Raw genomic sequence first — 25364 nt, forward strand, 5'->3', positions numbered from 1 at the left:
GATGAAAGGGACATAAATGTCTGCCCTACATATCAAAAAAGGCGCTACCCGCCATTCGGCCTACAACCTACGACCTACCTTCTCGGACGTGCAGGAACGCCATACCATTGCCGTGCTGGTCGAGAACGAACCCGGTGTCCTGGCCCGTGTGATCGGACTGTTCTCGGGGCGCGGCTATAACATCGAAAGCCTTACCGTGGCCGAGGTAGATCACACAGGACACCTGAGCCGCATCACCATTGTCACCACAGGCACACCGCAGGTGATCGAACAGATCAAGGCGCAGCTGGGCCGGATCGTGACTGTCCATGACGTGCATGACCTGACGGTCGAAGGTCCTTCGGTTGAACGCGAACTGGCCATTATCAAAGTCGTCGGCGAAGGCGACAAGCGGGTCGAAGCCCTGCGTCTGGCCGATATCTTCCGCGCCAATGTGGTTGACAGCACCCTGAACTCTTTCATCTTCGAAATCACCGGTGCGCCCGACAAGATCGACGCTTTTGCTGACCTGATGCGCCCGCTGGGCCTGATGGAAATCGCGCGTACCGGCGTGGCGGCCCTGCTGCGCGGCGATTGACCGACCTGTCCCGCCTTGGCACTTGTCTTGCAGCCAAGGCGGGAACACTTTTTAAGGTGGCCGGCGATTTGCAATTCAACTCTGGCGATCTGAATGCGCTAAAATTGCCATAGGGTCGGCTTTTCCGGAAAAAGATCAGGCATTTTCCGATAAAGCCTATTGCCTTTACACATGAGAACGTTAGCCTTGTCGCCGCAACGCGACGTGGGGATACGTTGCTTGGGGTCATTCTGTACGATTTTTGAATATGCACCGGGCTTCGGCGTCGGTGCGTTGTCGGTTTCTTCCGGAAACTTAGCAAGACGTGGACACCCATGACTGACGATATTCGTAGTCCAGCCGAGATTCGCGCAATGTTTGGTGCGAACCTTCGGCAATTGGCAAAGCGATATCGCTCGGTCTCGGCGCTGTGCCGCCAACTTGGCGTAAACCGTACCCAGTTCAACAGATATCTTTCCGGTGAAAGCGTTCCCAGACCGGATGTGCTGGACCGTATATGCCGGTTCTTCGATGCGGATGCCCGCATTCTTCTGAAACCGCTGGACGAGATCGAAAAGATCGAAGAACACCCCGCAACTCCGGCCCTGACAGAGTTTTTGGGTTCTGGTGCGGATGCGATAGAGAAATCCCCGTTTTCACCCGGGTTCTACGCGGTAATCGAAAGCCTTTCGGCTGAACACCGGATGACCCTGCTGCACGCCCGACCCTTGGCCCAATGTACGTTGATCCGTGGCTACGTGTCGCGCGCGGCAATGCCCGAGGCAACACCGAAAGCGCGGGAAATACAGGGGATAGCAGCCTCAAGCGGTGACACTGTCTATATGCTGACCTCCCAGCGGGAAGGTCAGAACAGCCGGGTCTATCTGATCTCTCCGGACCCTACGGGAACGGCAGTTCATTGGCGTGGGTCGGTCATCAGCCCGACAAATGCGACAACGCCCGAACCCGTTGTGCTGAAATACCTTGGGCACGACTCGACGGCCATTTTTGCTGCTGCGCGCTTGTCGACGAACAACGTGGCTCAGAACCTGTAACCTTCCGTCTCAGGTTGGTGTTTCCTCTTCATCGTTCTGCGTGATCTGCCGGTAAAGATGCCAACTGGCATGTCCCAGCAACGGCAGAACCACCAGCAACCCCAGAAACCAGGGCACCATCGCCAGAAATGTCAGCACCGCGATGAAGGCACCCCAGGCCAGCATCACCGGAAAGTTCTCTGACACGTAGGTAAAGCTGGTGATCATGGCCGTTACAAAATCCAGCTCGCGGTCCAGCAGCAGAGGGATCGACAGAACGGTGATCATGTACAGAACGGTTGCAAAAACCGCCCCGACGGCCGTGCCGACGGCCAGCATTGTCAGGCCATTCAATGTCAGAAACACCTCAAGCGAGGTCGACACGTTGGTCATCGTCGCCAACCCCATGAACAGGGCAAAGATCATGTGCCCCAGAAAAAACCAGAAAAGAAACACGACAACTATGATCGCGCAGATCGAGGGCAATTGTCTGCGGCTTTGCTGCATCACGACCCCGAAGATCGCGCCAAAATCGAGCGGCTCTCCTTGTTCCAGCCTGTGCGATACCTCGTACAGACCAACAGCGGCGAACGGACCGATCAGCGGAAACCCGATGGCCGCCAGCACCAGCCAGAAGGTTGTTCCGGTTTGAATTGTCACCCACGCCATCGCCCACCCGGAAAGTACGTAAAACCCCGCAAAAATCAGGCCGAACAGCGGTGCGCGGCGAAAGTCGGCCCAGGCGCGCTGCAATGCAGTACGCAGCATGGCGGTATCGACCGGTCGCATATCCGGAACACCAAAGGGTTTTTCCATGTTGTCTTCCTCCTCCCTGACCGGCGTTATGGCATCGCCGGCCTCTTGTTTGGCCAATTGGTTTCGGCGTGGTAAGCCGCTCCGACTGACAACAGTTTCCGGTCCGATCCTTTGGGCCCGAACAATTGAAACCCCATCGGCAGCCCCTGCGTGCCAAACCCCGCGGGCGCAGCAAGGCATGGCAGGCCGATCAGGCTGACCGGTATCGTGACATGCATCCATCGGTGATAGGTATCCATGGCCCGGCCCGCGATCTCTGTCGGGTAAGACAAATCAACCGAAAACGGCCAGATCTGAGCAGACGGCAGAACCAACGCGTCAAACTGTTCGAACAGCTTCGCTGCGCAGCGGAACCATTCCGAGCGGATGACACTGGCGTGGTGCACCTCCATTGCACTCAGTGCCAGACCCCGATCCAGTTCCCATTGTGCCGTGTCTTTCAAGTCTTCCTTTTGCAATGCCAAGGGTTCCAGCCCGGCGGCCACGCTGAACGACCGCAAGGTGATCCAGCTGGTCCAGAGTTTTTCGGCATCGAAAGGCGGGGCGATGTCCTCAACCCGCGCGCCACGCGTTTCGAACACGCCCATCGCGTCTTTGCAGATGTCAAGAATACCGGGATCGGTCGGAAAAGCGCCGCCCCAGTCGCCAAGCCACCCGATCCGCAGCCCTTGCAGCTCTGCGGCGGTCACTGGCGACACCGGCGCACTTTCAACGGCCAGCGGCAAGCGCGGGTCCGGACCCGAGATGACATCAAGCAGAACACCCAGATCTTCGGGGCAGCGCGCCATGGGGCCCAGTGTCGACAACTGGTGCAAAAAGCTGTCCCCCACGGGATCGGAAGGCACCCTGCCCCAGCTTGGCCGAAAGCCATAAACGTTGTTCCAGGCAGCAGGGTTGCGCAAGCTGCCCATCATGTCTGAGCCATCGGCCAGCGCAACCATGCCCGTCGCCAAGGCAACCGCCGCCCCGCCGGATGAGCCACCGCAGGTACGATTGGCATCATAAGGGTTGCACGTTGCCCCATAGACCGGATTGAACGTGTGCGATCCCAGCCCAAATTCCGGCGTATTGGTCTTTCCGATCAGGATGGCACCGGCTTGCCGCATCCGCGCGGCGATCAGATCGTCGCTGGCTGGCACGTGGTCTTGAAAAACAGTTGATCCTTGCGACGAGACGACACCCGCCACGTTCACAAGATCCTTGACTGCGATTGGAAGACCGTGCAGCGGGCCGGTGATCGGGCCGTCGTCACAGGCCTTCGCCTCGGCCATCAAACCATCTGAATCCCTTAATGCGACGATGGCATTCACATCACCATTGACCTTGGCGATGCGATCCAGCGTGGCCTGCATCACGTCCGAGGCTGAAACCTGCCGGTTGGCCAACTGTTTCAAAAGGTCTGTAGCCGATATCCGGGTCAGGTCCATGACGCGCCAATCTATTGTCGTTTCCGGCAGCCTAGCGGGCAGTTCAGATCATTTAAACCCACTGTCTAAATGTATCTTTTCAGCGTCGTCCCAGACGGTAATGTCAGCGCGCTGATCTGCGAAAATGCAGGTTGCTGTCAGCCCCAAGCCAGTAGCGCAGGCAAAGAACGATCGCGATGCAGCTGAGCACCAGCCAGATCCCGCCCCACAACATGGCAGAGCCACCGAATTCCTCGGCCAGCATGAATGCATCCGACCGCGCGCCGGACCGTCGGATCGTGTCATCGAAGATGTCGAAAGGGACATAGATCATGCTGGTCAATCCGATCACGCGCAGCACCAGATCGCTTACATCCGGGCGCAGATACCACGCCGCAGCAATCATCGCAGCCCCGGTTCCGATGCTGAAAACAAGGGCGAACGGGTCGCGGATATACAGCACCGCCACCAGACACATGACGCCGCCAAAACCCGCCAGAACGGCGCGGTCGGCCCGTGTTCGCAAGGCAAGGATCAAAAGGGCCATGCCCAGCGCGAGGGAACCAAGATACCCGGCAGACAGGCTGAGAAAGCGATTGCCGCCCCGGCCGACGACAACGCCGCCCTGTTGTGGTGAGATCGAAAAGCTCTCGACCGAGCCGCCCGTCATCAAGATCGTCACCGCATGAGACAACTCATGCAGAAAGACGACCAGTATCTTCAGTGGAACCGCAACCGGTGTATTCCAAAGCAGAAACACCAGGGCCGTGATGAGGATAAGCTGCCAATGCCCTTTCAGAACGTTCAGGAAAGGGCTGTTACGCTTCACCTCAGCTGTCGCCCTGGGCCTCGGAGCGGCTCTTGCCCGCCACGTTCAGGGCCAGAGTGGCCGCCATGAAGCCGTCCAGATCGCCGTCCAGAACACCCTTGGTATCCGAGGTCTCGTAATTTGTCCGCAGGTCTTTGACCATCTGGTAGGGCTGCAAAACATATGACCGGATCTGGTTGCCCCAGCCCGCATCACCCTTGGCCTCATGTGCCGCGTTGATGTCGGCGTTCCGGCGGTCCAGTTCCTGCTGGTACAGGCGCGATTTCAGGGCTTTCATGGCAATATCGCGGTTCTGGTGCTGCGACTTTTCCGAGCTGGTTACAACAATCCCGGTCGGGATGTGCGTGATCCGAACAGCCGAGTCCGTGGTGTTCACGTGCTGACCACCGGCACCCGATGACCGGTAGGTGTCGATGCGGATATCGGCGGGGTTCACCTCGATTTCGATATTGTCGTCGACCACGGGATAGACCCAGACCGAACAGAACGAGGTGTGCCGCTTGGCCGCCGAGTCAAAAGGCGAAATCCGCACCAGCCGGTGCACGCCGCTTTCGGATTTCAGCCAGCCATAAGCGTTGTGCCCCGAAATCTTGTACGCAGCGGATTTGATCCCTGCCTCTTCGCCCGGGGTTTCGGACTGAAGCTCGACCGTATAGCCTTTTTTCTCGGCCCAGCGCACATACATCCGCGCCAGCATCGACGCCCAGTCACAGCTTTCGGTTCCGCCCGCGCCCGAATTGATTTCGAGGAAGGTGTCGTTGCTGTCGGCCTCACCGTCCAGCAACGCCTCAAGCTCTTTCTTCGCGGCCTTGGTTTTTAGCGTCTTGATCGCGGCTTCGGCATCCTGAACGACTTCTTGGTCTTCCTCCATCTCGCCCAGCTCAATCAGTTCGATATTGTCGTTGAGATCGGTTTTGATGGACTCGTAGGTTTCGATCGCGTCGACCAGCATCTGCCGTTCGCGCATCAGTTTCTGCGCCTTTTCGGGATTGTCCCACAGGTTGGGATCTTCGACGCGCGCATTGAATTCCTCAAGGCGATGCGGCGCGGTCTCATAGTCCATTCGCTGCGCCAGCAGCTCCAGCGACTTTTCGATTTCCGCCACGATATTCTGGGTTTCGGCGCGCATGGTCTTGTCCCAACTTGCTCAATCAGGCCTGCGTGATAGCAAGAGGTGCGAGACACCACAAGACGGGCTGGGCGTGAATACAAGGCCCATTCAAAGAGTTTCCGGACCGATGGGAATTGCATCAGCCGGAACTGGTTGCCGAGACAGCTCACGCCGGTGCCCCTGCACGGGGATCTTCACCCGGGCAACATTGTTCTAACCCACAATGGCCCGCGGGTTTTCGATGCCAAAGGATATGCAGGTGATCCGGCCTTTGAGCTGGCAAATGCACTGCGGCACCCAAAAGGCATGACCGATTTGGTGCGCAATCCCCGGCAGATCGAAACCTGCCTGTCGCTCTATTCCGAAGCTATGAAGGTTTCAGAAAAACGGCTGGCCCAATGGGCAGCCGCCAAATGCGCCTTGTCCATCTGCTGGCGATCCGGCGGTGCCATCGAAAACGACCCGGAGCTTTTGCCCCTTATTCAGGACGTGGCCGATCAGTAAAGACCGCCGGTACTCAGATCGCCTTGCGTAGCCTTGGGGCCGACCGTGATGGTTTGACCGGTGGAGGTTTGAACCTGCACACCTGCGCGCTGCGCTTCCTCGAACAAGGGCAGGTCGGAACCAATCGCAAAACCACCATCATAAACACGGTCGATGAACCCATCGACACCGTCGCGGAAGAATTCGGCCACGACATAGTCACCGGTGGCGTCATCCGGCAGGCGGGCGCCGCTGAAACGGTCGATTTTGATAAAGTGACCACCTTCTGGAACCTTGAATGGCCCGCCGCCATACTTTTCAACGGCTTTTTCCATGAAGCTTTGGAACACCGGGCCGCACAAGGTACCACCATAAGCCCCCCGCCCCATCGGGCGCGGTCGATCATAGCCGATGTAGCAACCCGCCACGATGTTCGACGTAAAGCCGATGAACCACGCATCCTTGGATTCGTTGGTGGTTCCGGTCTTGCCTGCTGTTGGCACGGGCAGATTCACAACTCTGGATGCCGTCCCGCGGTCGACCACACCCTTCATCATCGATGTCAGCTGATAGGCGGTGATCGCATCCATGACCTGCGCGCGGTCTGTGACAAGGGTCGGCGATTCATCCGGTTCCAGCCAGGTCGAGTTACAGTCCAGACACTGACGGTCATCGTGGCGATAGATGGTCTTGCCGAACCGGTCCTGAATGCGGTCGACCAGAGTCGGCTCCACACGCTGGCCGCCGTTGGCGAACATCGCATATGCCGCGACCATCTTGTAGAGCGTGGTTTCCTCGGCCCCCAGCGAGTTGGCCAAAAACGCGCCCATCCGGTCATAGACACCGAACCGCTCCGCATAGCCGGCAACGACGGGCATTGTAACTTCCTGCGCCAGACGGATGGTCATCAGGTTCCGCGACTGCTCGATCCCGGTGCGCAAAGGCGTCGGCCCGTAGAACTTGTTCGACGAGTTCTTGGGCCGCCACAAGCCCTGTGGCGTGTTCACCTCGATCGGTGCGTCCACAACGATAGTTGCGGGGCTGTATCCGCTGTCCAGCGCAGCGGCATAGACAAAGGGTTTGAAGCTGGATCCCGGCTGGCGCTGTGCCTGCGTGGCGCGGTTGAAAACGGTGTCCTGATAAGAAAACCCGCCCTGCATCGCCAGAACGCGGCCCGAGTTCACATCCATCGCCACAAAGGCGCCCTGAACTTCGGGCACCTGACGGGCAGACCACTGCCCCTCTTCGCCCTCGACAACAAGGATCACATCACCGCGTTTGAAGTTCGCCGCAAAATCACCCTGCATCCACTTGATATCGGACCGCGGAATGGTGCCATTCGCAGGGCCGTCTTCGATCCCGACGGTAAGTTGCTGATCCGAGACATTCAGAACCACGGCGGGATACCAGCGGGTCGGCAGCACCACATCACGCGGAATTTCCAGAAGCGACAGCGCCTGTCGCCACTGCGCCTCATCCGCCAGTTTTTCTTCCGGGATCACTTCGCCTGTGCCACGCCATTTCCCGCGCGACCGGTCATATTTTTGCAACGCCGTGCGCAGGGCCTTTGCGGCCTCGACCTGCATTTCCTCGTCCACCGACGCACGAACCGTGAAGCCGCCGGTAAAGAACTCACCTTCACCAAAGTCCTCGCTCAGTTGACGTCGGATTTCATCGGTGAAGTAGTCTCGCGGCGGCAATGCGGTGCGGAAGCTTTCGAAATCGCCGTTCTGAACCGAGCGCAGCGGCATCTCGACCTCGGACTCATAGGTCGCCTGATCGATGTAACCGTTCTGGTACATCTCGCGCAGCACATAGTTTCGGCGGGCCAGCAGGCGTTCCTTTTCCCGGACCGGGTGGTAATCCGACGGCGCCTTGGGCATCGCGGCCAGCATCGCGGCCTCGTGCGGGGCAAGTTCCTGCAAGGTCTTGTTGAAATAGGTCTGTGCGGCGGCCGTCACACCGTACGAGTTCTGACCCAGAAAGATCTCGTTCAGGTAGAGCTCAAGGATCTGCTCCTTGTCCAGGGTATCCTCGAGCCGGGTGGCGAGGATGATTTCCTTGATCTTGCGTTCTGCCCGGCGGTCGCCCGACAACAGGAAGTTCTTCATCACCTGCTGCGTAATGGTCGACGCACCCCGCACGGTTCCGCCTTTGGTGCGCACAGCTTCGACACCTGCCGCGACAATGCCGCGTGGGTCGTACCCCTGATGGGTATAGAAATTCTTGTCTTCCGCCGAAATAAACGCCTGTTTCACCAGATCGGGAATTTCCGCGGACGGCGTGAACAGGCGGCGTTCCTGCGCGAATTCGTCGATCAACTGGCCTTCGCCCGAATAGATCCGGCTGATCGTCGGGGGCTTGTACTGGGCCAGGGATTCGTGGCTGGGCAGGTCCCGGCCATACATCCAGAACACCGCACCGATCACCAGTGCGACCATGAAAATACCCAAGGTAACGATACTGAAGATCGCCCCGAAAAACGAAAGAATGAACCGGATCACGTTACTGCCTTTTTCTCGCGGTGGTGCCTATATAGTGTTGCACCGCCCAAGGGTCAAAACACCAAGCGTATTCTAGCCGTTTTGCGTCGCAAGGTCACTGGCCAATCAGGGATTTGCGGATCACATCCTGCTGACGCCAGTCTTCGATCCCCTGAAATATCCCCAAGGCCATTTTCGCCCGCCACTTCGAATCCCTTAGGTTTTCCCGATCTCTGGGGCTGGACAGAAATCCAAGTTCGACCAAAACAGACGGAATATCGGCCGCCTTGAGAACCGAGAACGAAGCAGTCCGCAGCGGTTTGCGGTTCATCGGCCCGCCTTGCTGGGCCATCCCATTGGCGATCGCGCTGGCCAGTGACCTGGTCCGCGGCATCGTTTCCTGGCGCGCCAGATCAAGTAGAACATCGGCCACCTGATCATCGGCACCATTCAGATCGATACCCGAGATCAAATCCCCCCGATCATGCCGCTCGGCCAGTTTTGAACTGGCCACATCCGAAGCATCGGCAGACAAGGTATAGACGGCAGCCCCGTGGGCCTGACCTTCCGACAGGGAATCCGCATGCAACGAAATGAACAGATCCGCGCCAGCCCGATGCGCCAGGGCAATCCGGCGCTCCAACGAGACGAACTGGTCGTCAACGCGGGTCAGGACCACCTCATAACCTTCTGATCGCAAGAGAACTTCGCGCAGTTCGCGGGCAAAGGTCAGCATCAGGTTTTTTTCATCAACGCCATCGATTTCGGCACCCGGATCGATCCCGCCATGCCCCGGATCGAGCATTACGCGCAACGGCCTGTCTGCCGAGCGCGCCGATGCCTGCGGCACATCAGCCGGCTCCGGCAAGTCCCATCCCGGGTTGCGCGGCGTACCTGCGGTTGCGTTGAACGTATCAAAATCCGTGCCCTTGAGGTTCAGAGACAGCAGAGCCGCCCCCGAATCCTCGGCAACCGTCAACTCGGCAGTGTCTACGGCCATCGGAGCGCCCAGTTCCAACACCAACCGCGACCAACCCGGAACATAGGCCCCGAATTGCACGCCGCTGACGCGTACGGATTGCAGGAAATCCGTTCGGTTCAGCCCGGTCCAGTCCACTTCGTTAAAGTCCAGAACCATCCGGTACGGATCCTGCAAGGTGAAGATCCGGTACGGCACCCCCTGGCTCAGGCCGATATCCACGCGAACGCCGGTTCGCCCCACATCCGTGATTCGGCTCTGGTCGGGCTGAACGCGTGCCAGCGCGCTGAAATCCTGCGCGACGGCACTGCCGCACAACGCCCAGATCAGGGCGATGCAAATGAAGATCCTGCTCATGGCCTCAAGTTTTCCCGAGATCGTTTGCCGGGCAGCCTATACCACAAGGGCTGATTTGTGAACGGCTCAGGCAGGTTCCCCGATCACCTTCTGCTCGGTCATGAAAACGCGCAACCGTTCCAGCCCGTCCTGAATGTCGGCCGTCGAACGCGCATAGGAAAAACGCAACGTCGTATGGCCGCGCTGCGGATCGAAATCCAGACCCGGCGTGACCGCGACCCCGGCCTTGTCCAGAATCTCGGCCGCAAATGCGCGGCTGTCATCGGTCAGGTCAGACACGTCGGCATAGACATAGAAAGCCCCGTCCGGAGGCGCGATTTTCGTAAAGCCCGCCTTGGGCAGCCCGTCCAGCATCAGGGCGCGGTTTCGGCGGTACACGTCCAGATTGGCTTGCAGCTCGTCCTCGCAATCCATCGCGGCCAGTGCCGCAACCTGACTGGCATGCGGCGCGCAGATGAACATGTTCTGGGCTATCCGCTCGACCACGCGCACCTGATCCTCGGGCACGACCATCCAGCCCACGCGCCAACCGGTCATCGAGAAATACTTGGAAAACGAGTTGATCACATAGCACTCATCCGTCAGTTCCAGCGCGGTCACGGCCTTGGCCTCGTATTCCAGACCATGATAGATTTCGTCGCTGATGAAGGATGCCCCCTGCCCGTGTGCGGCTTCGATCAGCGACCCCATGGCGGCGTGATCCAGCATCGTGCCGGTAGGATTCGCCGGAGACGCCACCATCAGCCCCTTCAGGCCCATTCCCTGAATATCCGCTGCCACGGGTTGCAGACGGTTTTCAGGCGCGGTCGGCAGATCGACCGGCACCAATCCAAGTGCCCTGAGAATCTGGCGATAAGACGGATACCCCGGCGCACCGATTCCGACGCGATCCCCGCTGTCGAACAATGCCGTGAAAGCCAGCAGAAACCCGCCGGACGATCCGGGCGTGATGACCACGCGCCCCGGGTTCAGGTCCACATCGTACCACTCACCATAAAGCTGCGCGACACGCTTTCGCAGCGCAGGCAAACCCAGAGACACCGTATAGCCCAACGGGCTTTGATCCATCGCCTTCGCCAGCGCCTCGGTCGCACCCTTGGGGGCGCCGGTTCCAGGCTGGCCGACTTCCATGTGAATCACATGGCGGCCCGCTTCTTCCGCACGGCGCGCGGCCTCCATCACGTCCATCACGATGAAGGGATCGACCCCGGACCGGGTTGAGTTTCTCATGCCCATCTCCCATGTTGCAGCCATGGCTTTTGAACGCGTATCCCTGCTGACGTCAATCCCGGCTCTGATCCTGTCGGTTGGTGTCTGGCTGGCGGCGGCAACGCAATCTCATGGGCAAAGCCTGATCCGCGACCCCGATATCGAGCGTGGCCTGCGCGAGCTGGCCTTTCCGGTTCTGCGCGCCGCCGGTCTGAACACCAATCGGGTTCAAATCCTTGTGGTCAATGACAACACGTTCAATGCATTCGTCATCGACTACAACGCCATCTATTTGAATTACGGGCTGATCCTTACGGTCGAAAGCCCCGAAATGCTGCAAGCGGTGATCGCGCATGAGGCCGCGCATATCGCGAACGGCCATCTGGCCCGGCGTGCCGAAAACCTGAAGGCGGCGCGGCGCAATGCGGGCCTTGGTACCGCTTTGGCCCTGCTTGCGGCTGCGGCCGGAGGGGGTGAAGCCGCCATTGGCATCGCCGCAGGCACCCAAGGCGCCGCAATCCGCAGCTTTCTGGGCCATACCCGCGCCGAAGAAGCCTCGGCCGACCGAAGCGCCGCAAGCTATCTGCGATGGGCTCAGATTTCCCCCAGCGGCATGGTCGAGCTGCACAGAAAATTCGCGGGTCAGGAATTGCTGAGCGTCGCCAATCAGGACCCGTACATGCGGTCGCATCCCACCAGTCGTGAACGATTGCGCGCCGCCGAAGCGTTTCTGGATGAGTTCGGCGACAAGGCCGTTCCGAATGCCAATGCCGATTACTGGTTTGCCCGCATCAAAGGCAAACTGTCGGCCTTTTTACGCTCACCCAGTTGGACATTACGGCGCGCCAAAGAAGAAACCGCTCAGGACATCCGCCTGATGCGCGAGGCTTCGGCTTATCATCAGAACCGTGATTTGGATCGCGCGCGTCGTGCCATCGACGAGGCACTGGCGCTGCGCCCGAACGACCCCTACTATTATGACCTGAAAGGGCAAATTCTGCTGGAAAACAGGCAAATAGGCGCGGCTGTTGAAGCGTATGGGAACGCTGTTGAAATGGCTCCGAACGATGCGCTGATCCTGGCTGGCTACGGGCGGGCGTTGCTGGCGCAGGGCCAAACCAAACAGGCCCTGAGCGTGCTGGAAAAAGCCCGCGCCCGGGACTACCGGAACGCCAGGCTGTTGCAGGATCTGGGTGTTGCCTATGCTCAGGTCGGCAATGATGGTATGGCGTCGACCGTGACGGCAGAGCGTTATGCGCTGCAAGGGCGGTTGAAAGATGCCGGAATTCACGCAAAACGCGCCGTGGCACGTCTGCCCGAAGGCTCACCGGGTTGGCAAAGGGCACAAGACGTGTTGATTGCATCGGAACGACTCGACAAAGACAAAAGGAAACGGAAATGATCCTCAGACATGCTGCACCCGCCCTTCTGGGGCTTTCCTTGGCGGCGACCTCGGCGCAGGCGCTGGACTTGAACGCGATGAACGATGCCGAGAAGGCGGAATTTGGTGCCCAGGTACGCGAATACCTGCTGGAAAACCCCGAAGTGATCATCGAAGCCATCAACATTCTGGAAGAGCGCAATGCCGTCGCCGAAGCCGCGGCGGACAAAGAACTGGTCGCCGCCAATGCGGATGAACTGTTTGATGACGGGTACAGCTGGGTTGGCGGCAACCCGGATGGTGACATCACGCTGGTCGAGTTCATGGACTACCGGTGTGGCTATTGCCGCCGGGCCGTTCCCGAAGTTACCAGCCTGCTGGCAGAAGACGGCAACATCCGCCTTGTGATCAAGGAATTCCCCATCCTGGGTGATGCGTCTGTGCTGTCCTCACGTTTTGCCGTGGCCACCAAACACGTGGCGGGCGACGGCGCATATAAGCAGGTCCATGATGCCCTGCTGGAATTCACCGGCGAGCCAAGCGAAGTTGCCCTACGCCGCATCTCGGACGGGTTGGGGCTGAACAGCGACGAGATCATCGCGGCGATGGACAGCGATCGCGTCACGGATGAGATTGCGCGCACCCGTGCTCTGGCCCAGCGGATGCAGATCTCGGGCACACCTTCGTTTGTGTTGGGCACAGAGATGCTGCGTGGCTATTTGCCAGCCGATCAGATGCAGCAGATCGTTAACGGTATACGTGCCGAACGCGGCTAAGGCCGGATCTGTCGGCAACGTGCCATGAAGCGGCGGGAATTTCTGGTGGCCGGAGGAGCCTTGGGAATGACGGGTTTCTCTGGCCAGTCTATTGCGCAGCCCGCGACCGGCTTCCACGTGCCGGCCGAAGACGCCCGGCATCATCGCACGTTCATGCAATGGCCGGTCAGCCGAACCGTCTATCCCGACCCCGTTTTTCTGGAAATGGTACAGGGGACCATTGCGGAAATCGCAAACACGATCTCTGCTTTTGAACTCGTCATAATGCTCGCCGGATCGGAACATCACGCAGATATCAGCAAACGACTTTCTGCGGCGGTCGAGATCTGGGATGTCCCGACCGAAGATCTGTGGTGCCGGGACGCAGGCCCGGTCTTTGCGATCAACGACCGTGGCGCGCTTGCGGTCCAGCAGATCCAGTTCAATGGGTGGGGAGGAAAACAGGTTCACGCACATGATGCGAAAATTGCCGGCAGAGTGGCCGAAAGGCTGGGTCTGCCCCTGTTGCCGACCGGGCTGATCGGCGAAGCCGGTGGCGTCGAGCAGGATGGGCATGGGACACTTATGGCGCATGAAAGCTCGTGGGTGAATGACAACCGCAATCCCGGCCTCACCCGGGACGAGATCGAAGCCCGGTTGTTGGCGGCCTTTGGGGCCAAACGCATGATCTGGTCCGAAGGTGTCTGGGGCGAAGACATCACCGACTATCACATTGACAGTCTGGCCCGGTTTACCGGCCCCGGTCGCGGCATCATCAACTTGCCGGATGAACCGCACAAAGATGATCCTTTCCACATGGCCGCGTTGGACACCCATGATCGTCTCATTGCCGCGGGCATCGACATGGACGTGATACCCGAGCCGCATATCCGCCGGGTCGAAAACCTGGATTTCGTGGACTCTTATGCCAATTACTACGTCTGCAATGGCGGTGTGATTGCGGCCCGGTTCGGAGACTCGGAAACAGACAGGATCGCGTCGGAAACGCTTGCAAAACACCACCCCGGGCGTGAAGTCGTGACGCTTGACGTGGATGTGCTGGGAGAGTTGGGTGGCGGCATCCATTGCGCTACACAACAGATGCCCGGTTTTTAAATGTCGTGAAGAAACAGGCTATTCGGCCGCTTCAGCCGCCGCATCCAGTTCAGCCGCCTTTTTCTCGACCTCTTCCACGATGTGATCGATCATCTGGTCGTTCGACATTTTGTGACTGGCTTTGCCGGCCAGATAGACCATGCCGGACCCTGCACCGCCGCCGGTGAAACCAACATCGGTCATCAGCGCTTCGCCCGGGCCGTTGACCACGCAGCCGATGATCGACAGGGACATCGGCGTCTTGATGTGTTCAAGGCGATGTTCCAGCGCCTCGACGGTTTTGATGACATCAAAACCCTGTCGCGCGCAGGATGGGCACGAGATGATATTGACACCCCGATGACGCAGGCCAAGGGATTTGAGGATTTCAAACCCGACCTTGACCTCCTCCACCGGGTCAGCAGACAGGCTGACGCGGATCGTGTCGCCAATCCCCATCCACAGCAGGTTGCCTAGCCCGATGGCCGATTTGATCGTGCCGCTGACCAGCCCTCCGGCCTCGGTAATGCCCAGATGGATGGGGGCATCCGTCGCCTCGGCAATGCCCTGATAGGCCGCGGCCGACAGGAACACGTCGCTGGCCTTTACGCTGATCTTGAACTCGTGAAAATCATTGTCCTGTAGGATGCGGATATGTTCCAGCCCGCTTTCGACCATCGCTTCGGGGCACGGCTCGCCATATTTCTCAAGCAGGTGCTTTTCCAGGCTGCCCGCGTTCACGCCGATGCGGATCGAGCAGTTGTGGTCGCGCGCCGCCTGGATGACTTCTTTTACACGGGTTTCGTCTCCGATATTGCCGGGATTGATGCGCAGACAGGCAGCGCCTGCTTCGGCGGCCTCGATCCCGCGCCGATAGTGGAAATGAATATCCGCAACGATGGGCACCGGGCTTTCGCGCACGATCTCTTTCAATGCCTTGGACGACGCCTCATCAGGAACCGAAACGCGAACGATGTCAGCGCCAGCCTCGGCCGCCGCCTGTACCTGCGCCACGGTCGCCGCCACATCGGTGGTCAGCGTGTTGGTCATGGTTTGAACGGCAATGGGTGCATCGCCACCGACGGGGACGTTGCCGACCATGATTTGACGGGATTTACGACGATAGATGTCGCGCCATGGGCGCACGTGATTGAGGGACATAAGGACGGATCCGCGTCTGCCTGAGTTGCGACTGTAGATAGTTCGGCAACAGGGTTATCGCAATGGCTAGATCACTCGGCGGGCGTTTCTGTCGCCTCGGTTTGCAGTTCCGCCACCAGTTGCTTGAGCGCACTGTTCTGTTCCGCCTCCAGATCGGCGACGGCATAGGCCTCGGACACGGCGTCTTTCGACAGAACGACACCCTTGGCGACCGTTCCCGGAGCACCCGCCGGGCCGTAATGTTCACCGTTCATCGCGAAATATACCGATCCCGACGCGCCCGCACGCAATGTCGGCGGTTCTTCCGTCAGGGGCACTTCGAATACACTGCCCTGCTCGACGGTTCCCAGTGTACCTTCGAAAATGACGCTGCCATCCGCAGCCGTCACGCGCATCCATGCCGGATCAACCGCCACGATCTTTAGCGTGGTATCGATCTGTTCGACCACTTGCGGCAAGGCCGGTTTTTCGACCGTGTGCAGTTCAGCCACTTCGAACTGCGGCAATTCGGGCGGGCGGAAGGTTCCAACCTCGCGCGGATCAAGCGTGGAGATCGGAGCATCCCGCGCAACCAGCACCGGAACATCCAGCGCCTGCGGACGATAGAGACGGTCCAATGCTTCGGCGCTTGCCACTTCCGCAACATGATCTGACACGTTGCTGCGCGCCGCATCCAGCGGATCCAGATCAGACAGAACCACCGGTGCCTGTTCAACCGGGCTGACCTGAACTTGCTGAATCTTGTTCAAAACAGACCAACCGCCATAGCCGATGCCACCGATCACCGCGATCAAAACCAGCGACGAGCCGATTGCGCGAGGTTCAATCTGGCTGACCAGAGACTCCTTGCCCGGAATATAGGGCGTATTGGGCGAAATGAACGGATCCCGCCCCATCGGGCCGCGCGCAGGCAGAGCCCCCGAAGGTTTCCGCACCACCGAGGCCTCTGCGGACATGCCATGCGCAACCTCAAATCCGCTTTCCTTGCAGAAAGACGCGAAGGTCTCATCAGGGTTCATACCCAGATAGCGCGCATAGGAACGCACATACCCGGCGATAAAGCCGGGTGTATCAAACGCATCAGGGTCAGCGTTCTCAATTGCAGCGATATAGTTGGCTTTAATCCGCAGCTCGCGCTGAACATCCAGAAGAGATTTGCCCATCGTTGCGCGTTCACCGCGCATCTTGTCGCCTAGGCGAACTTCGTAGTCGTCAAACCCTTTTGGTCTGACATCTACGTCCTCTTCGGATTCGCGCTGAGATCTGCGCCCAATCATCCCTGCTGCCCCATTCTGCCTGTCGCGTATTTCGCGTAAGTGGCGAATCATTCCCAGAATGATTCGTCTACTCGTTTTGTTAGCGTAAGCTTAACACGCGGCAAACTCGTTGCACACTTTGGCGTTAGGTTATCCGGCAAGTTCGGCGCGATTTAGCGCACAATGTGACCAAAGTTCGTCCATCGCCTGCACCAGACGGTTCATTTCGTCGGGTCCATGCACCGGAGACGGGGTAAAACGCAGACGCTCGGTTCCGCGCGGGACGGTCGGGAAATTGATCGGTTGCACGTAAATGCCATAATCGTCCAGCAGCATATCGCTGAGTTTCTTGGTGTGCACCGGATTGCCGACGATCACAGGCACGATATGGCTGCCGTGGTCGATCAGCGGAAGGCCCATTCCCTTCAGCCGCAGCTTGAGGATCTTCGCCTGAGTCTGGTGCTGCTCGCGCAGCTCAGACGCGGTCTTCAGGTGCGCAACGGATGCAGCAGCCCCTGCGGCAACCGCCGGCGGCAACGATGTCGTAAAGATAAAGCCCGGCGCATAAGACCGCACGGCATCGCACATCTTTGCGCTGGCGGCGATATAGCCCCCCATGACGCCATAGGCCTTGGCCAGAGTGCCATTAATGATGTCGATCCGATGTGCCAGCCGGTCACGCTCGGTCACGCCGCCACCGCGCGGGCCATACATGCCCACCGCGTGCACTTCGTCGATATAGGTCAGCGCGCCGAACTCATCTGCCAGATCGCAGATTTCTTCGATCGGACCAAAATCACCGTCCATCGAATAGACAGATTCAAAGGCGATCAGCTTGGGTGCGGCGGGATCGTCCGCCTCAAGCAATTCGCGCAGATGCGCCACGTCGTTATGACGGAAGATGCGCTTGGCCCCGCCGTTTCGGCGCACCCCTTCTATCATCGAAGCATGGTTCAGCGCGTCAGAATAGATGATCAGCCCCGGAAACAGCTTGGGCAGCGTGCTGAGCGTGGCGTCGTTGGCGATATACGCGCTGGTGAACAAAAGCGCGGCTTCCTTGCCATGCAGATCTGCCAGCTCGGCCTCGAGCCGTTTGTGATAGACCGTTGTCCCCGAGATGTTGCGCGTACCGCCCGACCCGGCACCTGCGGCTTCGACCGCCTCGTGCATTGCGTTCAGAACAACAGGGTGCTGGCCCATGCCCAGATAGTCATTGCCGCACCATACGGTGATGTTCTGCTGCGAGCCGTCCGGGCGCGTGCGCACCGCGTGCGGAAAATGACCGTTGCGACGTTCGATATCGATAAAGGTCCGGTAACGTCCTTCGTCATGCAGCCTGGCAATCGCTGAATCGAGCTGAGCAGTATAGTCCAACGGACCCTCCTTGAATGCCCGTTTCCGGTTTCCCTTGGGCAATTAGTCTGCCACATCCCACAGCTTAACCTGTATCAGCAGCTTTGTGTTACTTTATTCAGCTGGTTACAGCCGAACAGGTGAACCCAACTTTGATTTGCATCAAATATAAGTTTGCAATGCTCACGGCAAGTAGAGTTCCGGCTATCGGACGCGTGGAAACGACGCAGCCCGCGCAACGTCATTCGCGGGCTCGTGATTGCATGAACAATTCAGATCAACCGCTCTGGACGGCGCTGTCAACGCTGCTAGGGTTCGCCCGAACACTGACAAGCAGGAGATCCCCATGTCGCTAGACACCGTGCTGAACCGGATTGACGAAGATCTGCAAACCTCGATCGACCGCCTGATGGAGCTGCTGCGCATCCCTTCGATCTCAACCGATCCCGCGTACAAGGCCGACGTCAGCCGTGCAGCCGACTGGCTGGTTGCCGACCTCAACAGTATCGGAATTGCAGCAGAAAAACGGGAAACTCCGGGGCACCCGATGGTCGTAGGCCATGTGGGCGAGGACTCGGATGCACCCCATATCCTGTTTTATGGCCATTATGATGTGCAACCTGTCGATCCGTTGAACCTTTGGACGCGCGACCCGTTCGACCCCGCCATCGAAGATACCGAGCACGGCCCCGTTATCCGCGGGCGCGGCGCATCGGACGACAAAGGTCAGTTGATGACATTCGTCGAAGCCTGCCGCGCCTGGAAAGCGGTGCACGGATCCCTGCCCTGCCGCATCACCTTCTTCTTTGAAGGCGAAGAGGAATCCGGCTCACCCTCTCTGGTCCCCTTCCTCGAAGAAAACGCGGCCGAACTCAAAGCGGATCTGGCGCTGGTTTGCGATACATCCATGGTATCGCGAGGTGTTCCGTCGATTGCCGCGCAGCTGCGCGGCATGCTGAAGGACGAGTTCACCATCATCGGGCCCCGCATCGATCTGCACTCCGGCCATTACGGTGGCCCGGGGCTGAACCCGCTGCGCGAGCTGTCGAAAATCGTTGCCTCATTCTATGATGACGAAACCGGGCGTGTCGCGGTCGATGGTTTCTATGAAGGCGTTCATGAAGTGCCCCAGGACCAGCTGCTCCAGTGGCAGAATTGCGGCTTCGATGAAGCGGATTATCTGAATTCGGTCGGCTACACCCAGCCGCACGGCGAAAAAGCCTATTCGACGCTCGAACAGCAATGGGCGCGCCCAACACTTGAGGTGAACGGGCTCTGGGGCGGATACAATGGCGCAGGCTCGAAAACCGTTATCCCTTCGGAAGCGCATTGTAAAATCACGTGCCGACTGGTCGGCGACATGGACCCCGACGCGCTGCGCAGCAATATCCGCAAACATGTCGAGGATCGCCTGTCCCCGGATGCAAAAGTTGTCTGGGACAACGATCTGGAAGGTTCGCCCGCTTCGGTCATGAATATCGATCGCCCGGAATTCGAAGCCGCGCGCAAAGCACTGTCGGACGAGTGGGACCGCGAAGCGGTGTTTACCGGCATGGGCGGCTCGATCCCCGTCGTCGGGTACTTCAATACCGTTCTGGGGCTGGATTCGATGCTGGTCGGCTATGCCAACGAGGACGACGCCATCCATTCGCCGAATGAGAAATACGACGTCAAGAGCTTTCACAAGGGCATCCGTTCGTGGGCCCGCATTCTGGATGCTTTGAACCAGTAACGGATTTCAGCGAGGCTCTGCCTCGCGCTCCGGGATATTTGCCGCCAGATGAATAAAGGATCCCTTGTTCATCTGGCACAAAATATCCCGGGGGAGCCGCGCGCAGCAAGGCGGGGGCAGAGCCCCCTGCCCGACCGCAACACGCGTATGACGTTACATATGGATCACGCGACCATACGCATCCAACACGCTTTCATGCATCATTTCTGACAGAGTCGGGTGCGGGAAGACCGTGTTCATCAGGTCTTCTTCGGTGGTCTCCAGCTGCCGCCCAACCACATAGCCCTGAATCAGTTCCGTGACTTCCGCGCCGATCATATGGGCCCCCAGCAATTCGCCTGTCTTGGCGTCGAACACGGTTTTGATCAGACCTTCCGGTTCGCCCAGAGCAATGGCCTTACCGTTGCCGATGAAGGGGAAGCGACCGACTTTGATGTCGTAACCCAGCTCTTTGGCCTTGGCTTCGGTATATCCCACCGAGGCCACCTGCGGCTGACAATAGGTACATCCGGCGATGCTTTCGGGCTTGACCGGATGCGCATGCTGGCCCGCGATCAGATCGGCAACCATGACACCTTCGTGGCTGGCTTTATGTGCAAGCCAGGGCGCGCCCGCGATGTCACCGATCGCATAAAGGCCATCGACGCCGGTGCGGCAATATTCATCCGTCACCACATGCGTGCGGTCGATCTTGACGCCCAGTGCCTCGAGCCCGAGGTTTTCGACATTCCCAACAATCCCGACAGCCGAGATAACGGTGTCGAACTCGTGCTTTTCAACCTTGCCCTTGACCTCGATATGAGCGGTGACCTTGCCCTTGCCGCGATCCAACTGCTTGACCATGGCTTTTTCCATGATGGTCATGCCTTGCTTGATGAAGGCTTTCTTGGCCAAGGCACTGATTTCCGCATCCTCCACGGGCAACACGCGGTCCATCACCTCGACCACCGTCGTGTCGGCCCCCAGCGTGTTGTAGAAACTTGCAAATTCGATGCCGATCGCGCCGGAGCCGATGACCAGCAGTTTCTTTGGCATCCGGGGCGGTTGCAGCGCGTGCTTGTACGTCCAGACCAGATCGCCGTCAGCCTCGAGACCGGGCAGTTCGCGGGCCCGTGCGCCGGTTGCAAGAATGATGTTCTTGGCCGTCAGTTCTTCGGTGCCCTTGTCGGTCTTGACGCTGACTTTGCCTTTTGCGGGGATTGTTGCCTCACCCATCACCACGGCGACTTTGTTCTTTTTCAGCAGATGGCCGATGCCGCCCGAAAGCTGCCCGGCAACACCACGGGACCTCTTGACGACCGCGTCCAGATCGTAACCGATCTTGTCGGCCTTCAATCCGAAATCCTTGGCGCGTTCCATCAGATGGAACACTTCGGAGGACCGCAGCAATGCCTTGGTGGGAATGCACCCCCAGTTCAGGCAGATGCCACCAAGGTGCTCGCGCTCGACCACGACGGTTTTCAGACCAAGCTGGGCCGCACGGATGGCGGCGACATAGCCACCGGGGCCAGCTCCGATTACGATCAGATCATAGGATTGTGCAGCCATGTGTTCCTCTCGGCGCAGGTGGTGAAAATTTAGTTTACCATTAAACTATTTCCAGAAACGCATCAACACGCCTTCCCGCGACAAATGAGACGCAAGGTAAACCATGCCTGAATGTGCGGATTTCAGCCTATACCCCGGCCCGCGCTATGGCTAGAACGGAACTGCCGACGCCGCTCGGACATTCGTGAAGACATTGAATTCAAGGGGTTTACCATGGCCAAAACACTGAAAGATCTGGCGCTTGCTCTGCTTAACGCAACTTTGATACTTGTGGCGCTTTGCTTGTTTTTAGGCTGGAAGCTGGCATCGAAAGTCGAAAGCGTCTCGGCAGAATTCTCAGCGGCCGTACAGGTTCTTGCCCCTTTTCGGGATGAGGCGAAGGGCATTCGGGGCGAACTTTCCGCGTTGCGTGACGATTTGGCGACGCTGATGAGGGAAAACCAGGTTACGGACAGTCAAACCGCTCAAAATATCCAGGCAACATTGCGCCGCCTGAACGCGGTTGAACAAAAGCTGCAATCTGCCCAGGAGCGATTCACAGAACTTGCAGAGACACCAGAGGTTCTGATCGCCCAAGCCATACAGACCGGAGCAGACATCGCATCCGAACGCGTCCTGGCGTTCAAAGGATGTGAGCCGGGATCCTGAAGCGCCCCGCGCGAACAACCGAGGCGCACAACATGTATCTGCGATCTCAGGCCATCGCTTGCAGTTGTCGTACGGTGCTGCCATAGCCGCCCATGTCGACGTAAGCCACTTCATGGGGGGTTGAGCTGCGCGACAGTGCTTTGTTCCGGTAAGGGAAACGACCGAACTTGCGGATCACTTCACGATGCGCACGGGCGTGCAGCAGATTGCTTGTATCGCCGCTTAGGTTCTGACAGATCAGACGCACGCAGCGTTCCTGATCACACAGATTTTCCGAATGCATCATCGGCAGGTAAAAGAACTGCCGGGCCGGTTCATCGATCTTCTTGTCCCAACCTCTGTCCACCGCGCATTTGGCAGCCGCCAGGGCCGCTCGGTCCGTCGCGAAAGCACGCGCTTGCCCGCGGAACATGTTGCGTGGAAATTGGTCCGTCAAAATTATGTAAGCCAGTGACCCGCTGGGATAGGTCAGCCAGAGCGAAAACTTGCCCTCGGCCGCAGCCTCCCACGTTGATTGAAAACGTGCGCGGATTTCTGAATCCAGCGCTTCATCCTCACTGTACCAGCCCTTTGGACCCACCTCATCTAACCAAAAACTCAATACTTCTTCAGGCGTTACCATTGCCTTAAACTCCGTCTTGTGCCCGTAGTCTGGACGTAACGTCATTTAAGGCCGTTTTGCAGAACTGTTACAGTAACATATTGCAACACTTGCGACATAATCCTGTGTCCTAGGCATCTTCCTGCTCAGCCTGTTCGGCCTCGGCGGCTTCGATGGCGACTTCCTGTGCCACTTCAAACGCAACTGGCGAAGCTGTTGGATACAGCGTCGACATTGTGCCGGTTTCGTCCACGGGTATCGATGCCCGCTGCGTCGTCCGATACAGGGCGTAAAGTGCCATTGCGAGTAACAGTGCCGCAATAAAGAGAAAAAAGCCCGGTGGCCCGAATACGGCATCCCCCATCAGCCATCCGGTGATCACCGGCCCGGCAATCGCGCCCAGACCGTTGATGAATACCAGCCCACCGGATGCGGCCGCCATATCCTCGTGATCCAGAAAGTCATTCGCATGCGCAATCAGCAAGGAGTAAAGCGGGTTGGACATACCGCCGATCAGGAAAGCCGAAGCAAGCAGAATTGGAAACGATCCGCCCATCATCATAGCGATCGTTGCGCCACCGGCGCCGGCGAGCGCTACAAGCAGGATCAGAAAGCGGCGATCCATACGATCAGAAAACCAGCCCAAAGGGTATTGCAAGACCACCGCACCAACATAAAATGCTGCAACGAAGGTCGAAATTTCAACTAGCGACAACCCCGCCCGGGCGCCATACACCGCCGCCATGCCGAACTGCGCCGAAAACACGCCCCCCAGAAGAAACATGCCCACGCAGCCCAGAGGCGAGGTTTCCAGTAGTTTCTTCAGGGTCATCGGTTTGGTGGTATCAAAGGCCGGTGTGGGCGAGATTGACAGCAAAATCGGTGCGAAGGACACTGAAACCAGGATTGAGGCGATCACAAAAGTCTCGTAACCGGCCGGGTCACCAACAAGAACAAGCGCCTGCGCACTGATGATCCCCGTCATCTGGACGATCATATAGAGCGACAGCGCCTGCCCGCGATTTTCGTTGCTGGCCGCATTGTTGAGCCAGCTTTCGGCGGTGACATAGACGCCCGAAAAACAGAACCCGATCACCACCCGGCCCAGAATCCATGCGATCGGGTTTGTCAGCATGGGATACATAATCATCACGGCTGAAATGAACGACGCAAGGGCCGCAAAGACCCGCACGTGGCCAACACGCCGGATCATCTCGGGCGCAAGGCGTGAGCCGCCCAGAAAGCCCAGGAAATAAGCCGACATGACAAAAGACATCTCGAAGGTCGAAAAGCCTTCGATCTCACCCCGCACACCCAGAATCGTGCCCTGAAGGCCGTTTCCGACCATCAGCAACCCCATGCCGAGCAGCAGCGCCCATGCGCTGGAAAGGACCTGAATCATTGGGGCCTCCGACTAATGCCAACCTGTTTTTAATGTCGTTCTGCGATCAAAGACCGCCTGCGTCGCGCTTGTCTACGACATTCCCGATCCGTGATACTGTTTCCGCGCCTCTCAAGGGAACAAAAGCGACGCGTCGCCATAGGAAAAGAACCGGTATTTCCGGGCGATGGCATGCGCGTAGACATCGCGCATCCGATCCTGTCCCATCAGTGCCGAAACCAGCATGAGCAACGTGGATTTCGGCAGATGAAAATTGGTCATCAATGCGTCAGTGACATGGAATTCAAAACCGGGATAGATGAAGATATCCGTTTCGCCTTCCCAGGGTTCAATCTTTCCTGACCTTGCCGCACTTTCGATCAGGCGCAAAGCCGTTGTCCCTACCGGGATCACCCGCCCGCCGGCGACCTTGGTTGCCTGTATCTCGGCGGCGGCGCCGGGGCTTACCTGCCCCCATTCAGCATGCATCTTGTGTGTTGTGACATCCTCAACCTTGACCGGAAGAAAAGTCCCTGCCCCCACATGAAGCGTCACATGCGTGAAGCTTACCCCCCGTTTTGCCAGCGCCCGCATCAGCGCCTCATCGAAATGCAACGATGCGGTCGGGGCGGCCACGGCGCCTGAATGATTTGCCCAGATGGTCTGATAGTCCGTCTTGTCCCGTTCATCAGCCGGACGTTTGGCTGCGATGTAGGGCGGCAAAGGCATTGCTCCGGCCTGATCCAGCGCCGCGTCGAAATCCTCGCCGCTGAGATTGAAGCGCAGATGCGCCTGGCCATCCGCAACCCTGTCCAGCGTGGCGCTGAGATCGTCCGAGAAGACAATCTCTTCCCCAAGCTTCACCTTCTTGAGCGGCTTGATCAACGCAGACCACGTGCCATCGGCCTGTGGATCCAGCAAAGTGGCCTCGATCCCTGCGGAAACCGGCCCCTGCGCGCTGTCTCGGTGACGCCGGCCGTTCAGTCGCGCCGGAATAACCCGTGTGTCATTCAACACCAGCCGGTCGCCGGGCCGCAGGAAATCGGGCAGGTCGAAAACATGGTTGTCCGTGATTGCATCCCCCTGCGCCACAAGCAGACGTGCAGAGGAACGCGGGCTGGCCGGCCGCGTGGCGATCAGGTCTTCGGGCAGATGGAAATCAAAATCGCTGAGTTTCATGCCCGCGCCTT

General features: G+C 58.7%; 22 protein-coding genes. 8 read left to right on the plus strand and 14 right to left on the minus strand.

What is annotated here, in order from left to right; all coding sequences use genetic code 11:
* Positions 1–16 precede the first annotated feature (16 nt).
* On the plus strand, positions 17–577 hold the full coding sequence (gene ilvN / locus ACR3E6_RS15150) for an acetolactate synthase small subunit (protein WP_171631799.1): 561 nt from the start codon (positions 17–19) through the stop codon (positions 575–577).
* 314 nt (positions 578–891) lie between these two features.
* A complete protein-coding gene (locus ACR3E6_RS15155; protein ID WP_480487860.1) occupies positions 892–1611 on the plus strand; it encodes a helix-turn-helix domain-containing protein in 720 nt (239 codons plus the stop codon).
* A 9-nt stretch (positions 1612–1620) separates the two neighbouring features.
* Here the strand turns inward: ACR3E6_RS15155 and ACR3E6_RS15160 are convergent, their stop codons facing one another.
* From ACR3E6_RS15160 to prfB, 4 genes are all read right to left on the minus strand, one after another.
* On the minus strand, positions 1621–2406 hold the full coding sequence (locus ACR3E6_RS15160; protein WP_171723087.1) for a DUF2189 domain-containing protein: 786 nt from the start codon (positions 2404–2406) through the stop codon (positions 1621–1623).
* 26 nt (positions 2407–2432) lie between these two features.
* Entirely contained in the window at positions 2433–3833 is a 1401-nt protein-coding gene (locus tag ACR3E6_RS15165) for an amidase (RefSeq protein ID WP_480487862.1), read from the minus strand.
* A gap of 103 nt (positions 3834–3936) precedes the next feature.
* Complete coding sequence (locus tag ACR3E6_RS15170; protein ID WP_480487864.1) at positions 3937–4641, minus strand: M50 family metallopeptidase; 705 nt, start codon at positions 4639–4641, stop codon at positions 3937–3939.
* Position 4642: 1 nt separating this feature from the next.
* Entirely contained in the window at positions 4643–5770 is a 1128-nt protein-coding gene (gene prfB, locus ACR3E6_RS15175) for a peptide chain release factor 2 (RefSeq protein WP_480487866.1), read from the minus strand.
* Positions 5771–5815: 45 nt separating this feature from the next.
* Between prfB and ACR3E6_RS15180 the strand changes: the two genes are divergently transcribed.
* A complete protein-coding gene (locus ACR3E6_RS15180; RefSeq protein ID WP_480487868.1) occupies positions 5816–6256 on the plus strand; it encodes an aminoglycoside phosphotransferase family protein in 441 nt (146 codons plus the stop codon).
* Here the strand turns inward: ACR3E6_RS15180 and ACR3E6_RS15185 are convergent.
* From ACR3E6_RS15185 to ACR3E6_RS15195, 3 genes are all read right to left on the minus strand, one after another.
* Entirely contained in the window at positions 6250–8739 is a 2490-nt protein-coding gene (locus tag ACR3E6_RS15185) for a penicillin-binding protein 1A (RefSeq protein ID WP_209832811.1), read from the minus strand. The genes ACR3E6_RS15180 and ACR3E6_RS15185 overlap by 7 nt on opposite strands.
* Before the next feature lie 94 nt (positions 8740–8833).
* Entirely contained in the window at positions 8834–10054 is a 1221-nt protein-coding gene (locus tag ACR3E6_RS15190) for an N-acetylmuramoyl-L-alanine amidase (protein WP_480487870.1), read from the minus strand.
* A 66-nt stretch (positions 10055–10120) separates the two neighbouring features.
* Positions 10121–11284, minus strand: coding sequence for a pyridoxal phosphate-dependent aminotransferase (locus ACR3E6_RS15195; protein WP_480487872.1), 1164 nt, complete (start codon positions 11282–11284; stop codon positions 10121–10123).
* Between ACR3E6_RS15195 and ACR3E6_RS15200 the strand changes: the two genes are divergently transcribed.
* From ACR3E6_RS15200 to ACR3E6_RS15210, 3 genes are read left to right on the plus strand one after another with little or no spacing between them, the layout of a single operon-like run.
* Positions 11283–12665, plus strand: a complete 1383-nt coding sequence (locus ACR3E6_RS15200; RefSeq protein WP_480487874.1) for a M48 family metalloprotease — start codon at positions 11283–11285, stop codon at positions 12663–12665. The genes ACR3E6_RS15195 and ACR3E6_RS15200 overlap by 2 nt on opposite strands.
* Positions 12662–13420, plus strand: coding sequence for a DsbA family protein (locus tag ACR3E6_RS15205; RefSeq protein WP_480487876.1), 759 nt, complete (start codon positions 12662–12664; stop codon positions 13418–13420). Before ACR3E6_RS15200 ends, ACR3E6_RS15205 begins: the two co-directional genes overlap by 4 nt.
* A 24-nt stretch (positions 13421–13444) precedes the next feature.
* Positions 13445–14515, plus strand: a complete 1071-nt coding sequence (locus ACR3E6_RS15210; protein WP_480487878.1) for an agmatine deiminase family protein — start codon at positions 13445–13447, stop codon at positions 14513–14515.
* Between the two features lie 18 nt (positions 14516–14533).
* On the opposite strand, the gene ispG is transcribed toward ACR3E6_RS15210, so the two are convergent.
* From ispG to hemA, 3 genes are all read right to left on the minus strand, one after another.
* Positions 14534–15655 (minus strand): flavodoxin-dependent (E)-4-hydroxy-3-methylbut-2-enyl-diphosphate synthase, encoded by a 1122-nt coding sequence (gene ispG / locus ACR3E6_RS15215; RefSeq protein WP_171723081.1) that lies wholly within the window; start codon positions 15653–15655, stop codon positions 14534–14536.
* 71 nt (positions 15656–15726) lie between these two features.
* Positions 15727–16932, minus strand: coding sequence for a helix-turn-helix domain-containing protein (locus tag ACR3E6_RS15220; protein WP_171723080.1), 1206 nt, complete (start codon positions 16930–16932; stop codon positions 15727–15729).
* Positions 16933–17061: 129 nt separating this feature from the next.
* Complete coding sequence (gene hemA, locus ACR3E6_RS15225; RefSeq protein WP_152458284.1) at positions 17062–18285, minus strand: 5-aminolevulinate synthase; 1224 nt, start codon at positions 18283–18285, stop codon at positions 17062–17064.
* 325 nt (positions 18286–18610) lie between these two features.
* On the opposite strand from hemA, the gene ACR3E6_RS15230 reads away from it, so the two are divergent.
* Positions 18611–19996 carry a dipeptidase gene (locus tag ACR3E6_RS15230; RefSeq protein ID WP_480487881.1) on the plus strand — a complete coding sequence of 462 codons (1386 nt, stop codon included), beginning with the start codon at positions 18611–18613 and terminating at the stop codon, positions 19994–19996.
* 153 nt (positions 19997–20149) lie between these two features.
* Here the strand turns inward: ACR3E6_RS15230 and lpdA are convergent, their stop codons facing one another.
* Positions 20150–21544, minus strand: a complete 1395-nt coding sequence (gene lpdA, locus ACR3E6_RS15235) for a dihydrolipoyl dehydrogenase (protein ID WP_171723078.1) — start codon at positions 21542–21544, stop codon at positions 20150–20152.
* Positions 21545–21757: 213 nt separating this feature from the next.
* Here lpdA and ACR3E6_RS15240 point away from each other — a divergent pair, with 213 nt between their 5' ends.
* On the plus strand, positions 21758–22192 hold the full coding sequence (locus tag ACR3E6_RS15240; RefSeq protein WP_480487883.1) for a hypothetical protein: 435 nt from the start codon (positions 21758–21760) through the stop codon (positions 22190–22192).
* A gap of 46 nt (positions 22193–22238) precedes the next feature.
* On the opposite strand, the gene ACR3E6_RS15245 is transcribed toward ACR3E6_RS15240, so the two are convergent.
* The 3 genes from ACR3E6_RS15245 to queA all read right to left on the minus strand — a co-directional run bounded on the left by ACR3E6_RS15245 (position 22239) and on the right by queA (position 25353).
* Positions 22239–22814: a DUF924 family protein gene (locus tag ACR3E6_RS15245; protein ID WP_171631742.1), complete on the minus strand. Its 576-nt coding sequence runs from the start codon at positions 22812–22814 to the stop codon at positions 22239–22241.
* Between the two features lie 109 nt (positions 22815–22923).
* Positions 22924–24195, minus strand: a complete 1272-nt coding sequence (locus ACR3E6_RS15250) for an MFS transporter (RefSeq protein ID WP_171631739.1) — start codon at positions 24193–24195, stop codon at positions 22924–22926.
* Positions 24196–24306: 111 nt separating this feature from the next.
* Positions 24307–25353 (minus strand): tRNA preQ1(34) S-adenosylmethionine ribosyltransferase-isomerase QueA, encoded by a 1047-nt coding sequence (gene queA, locus ACR3E6_RS15255; protein WP_171723077.1) that lies wholly within the window; start codon positions 25351–25353, stop codon positions 24307–24309.
* Positions 25354–25364 lie beyond the last annotated feature (11 nt).

This window comes from Ruegeria sp. AL3 (genome assembly GCF_056536065.1).

Excerpts from the sequence above, each read along its gene's own strand:
- ACR3E6_RS15195 (WP_480487872.1), bottom strand. The coding sequence starts at position 11,284 with ATGAGAAACTCAACCCGGTCCGGGGTCGATCCCTTCATCGTGATGGAC.
- ispG (WP_171723081.1), bottom strand. The coding sequence starts at position 15,655 with ATGTCCCTCAATCACGTGCGCCCATGGCGCGACATCTATCGTCGTAAA.
- ACR3E6_RS15240 (WP_480487883.1), top strand. The coding sequence starts at position 21,758 with ATGGCCAAAACACTGAAAGATCTGGCGCTTGCTCTGCTTAACGCAACT.
- ACR3E6_RS15245 (WP_171631742.1), bottom strand. The coding sequence starts at position 22,814 with ATGGTAACGCCTGAAGAAGTATTGAGTTTTTGGTTAGATGAGGTGGGT.
- ACR3E6_RS15190 (WP_480487870.1), bottom strand. The coding sequence starts at position 10,054 with ATGAGCAGGATCTTCATTTGCATCGCCCTGATCTGGGCGTTGTGCGGC.
- lpdA (WP_171723078.1), bottom strand. The coding sequence starts at position 21,544 with ATGGCTGCACAATCCTATGATCTGATCGTAATCGGAGCTGGCCCCGGT.
- ACR3E6_RS15165 (WP_480487862.1), bottom strand. The coding sequence starts at position 3,833 with ATGGACCTGACCCGGATATCGGCTACAGACCTTTTGAAACAGTTGGCC.
- ACR3E6_RS15205 (WP_480487876.1), top strand. The coding sequence starts at position 12,662 with ATGATCCTCAGACATGCTGCACCCGCCCTTCTGGGGCTTTCCTTGGCG.
- ACR3E6_RS15230 (WP_480487881.1), top strand. The coding sequence starts at position 18,611 with ATGTCGCTAGACACCGTGCTGAACCGGATTGACGAAGATCTGCAAACC.
- ACR3E6_RS15200 (WP_480487874.1), top strand. The coding sequence starts at position 11,283 with ATGCCCATCTCCCATGTTGCAGCCATGGCTTTTGAACGCGTATCCCTG.
- queA (WP_171723077.1), bottom strand. The coding sequence starts at position 25,353 with ATGAAACTCAGCGATTTTGATTTCCATCTGCCCGAAGACCTGATCGCC.
- ACR3E6_RS15155 (WP_480487860.1), top strand. The coding sequence starts at position 892 with ATGACTGACGATATTCGTAGTCCAGCCGAGATTCGCGCAATGTTTGGT.
- prfB (WP_480487866.1), bottom strand. The coding sequence starts at position 5,770 with ATGCGCGCCGAAACCCAGAATATCGTGGCGGAAATCGAAAAGTCGCTG.
- ACR3E6_RS15220 (WP_171723080.1), bottom strand. The coding sequence starts at position 16,932 with ATGATTGGGCGCAGATCTCAGCGCGAATCCGAAGAGGACGTAGATGTC.
- ACR3E6_RS15250 (WP_171631739.1), bottom strand. The coding sequence starts at position 24,195 with ATGATTCAGGTCCTTTCCAGCGCATGGGCGCTGCTGCTCGGCATGGGG.
- ilvN (WP_171631799.1), top strand. The coding sequence starts at position 17 with ATGTCTGCCCTACATATCAAAAAAGGCGCTACCCGCCATTCGGCCTAC.
- ACR3E6_RS15160 (WP_171723087.1), bottom strand. The coding sequence starts at position 2,406 with ATGGAAAAACCCTTTGGTGTTCCGGATATGCGACCGGTCGATACCGCC.
- ACR3E6_RS15210 (WP_480487878.1), top strand. The coding sequence starts at position 13,445 with ATGAAGCGGCGGGAATTTCTGGTGGCCGGAGGAGCCTTGGGAATGACG.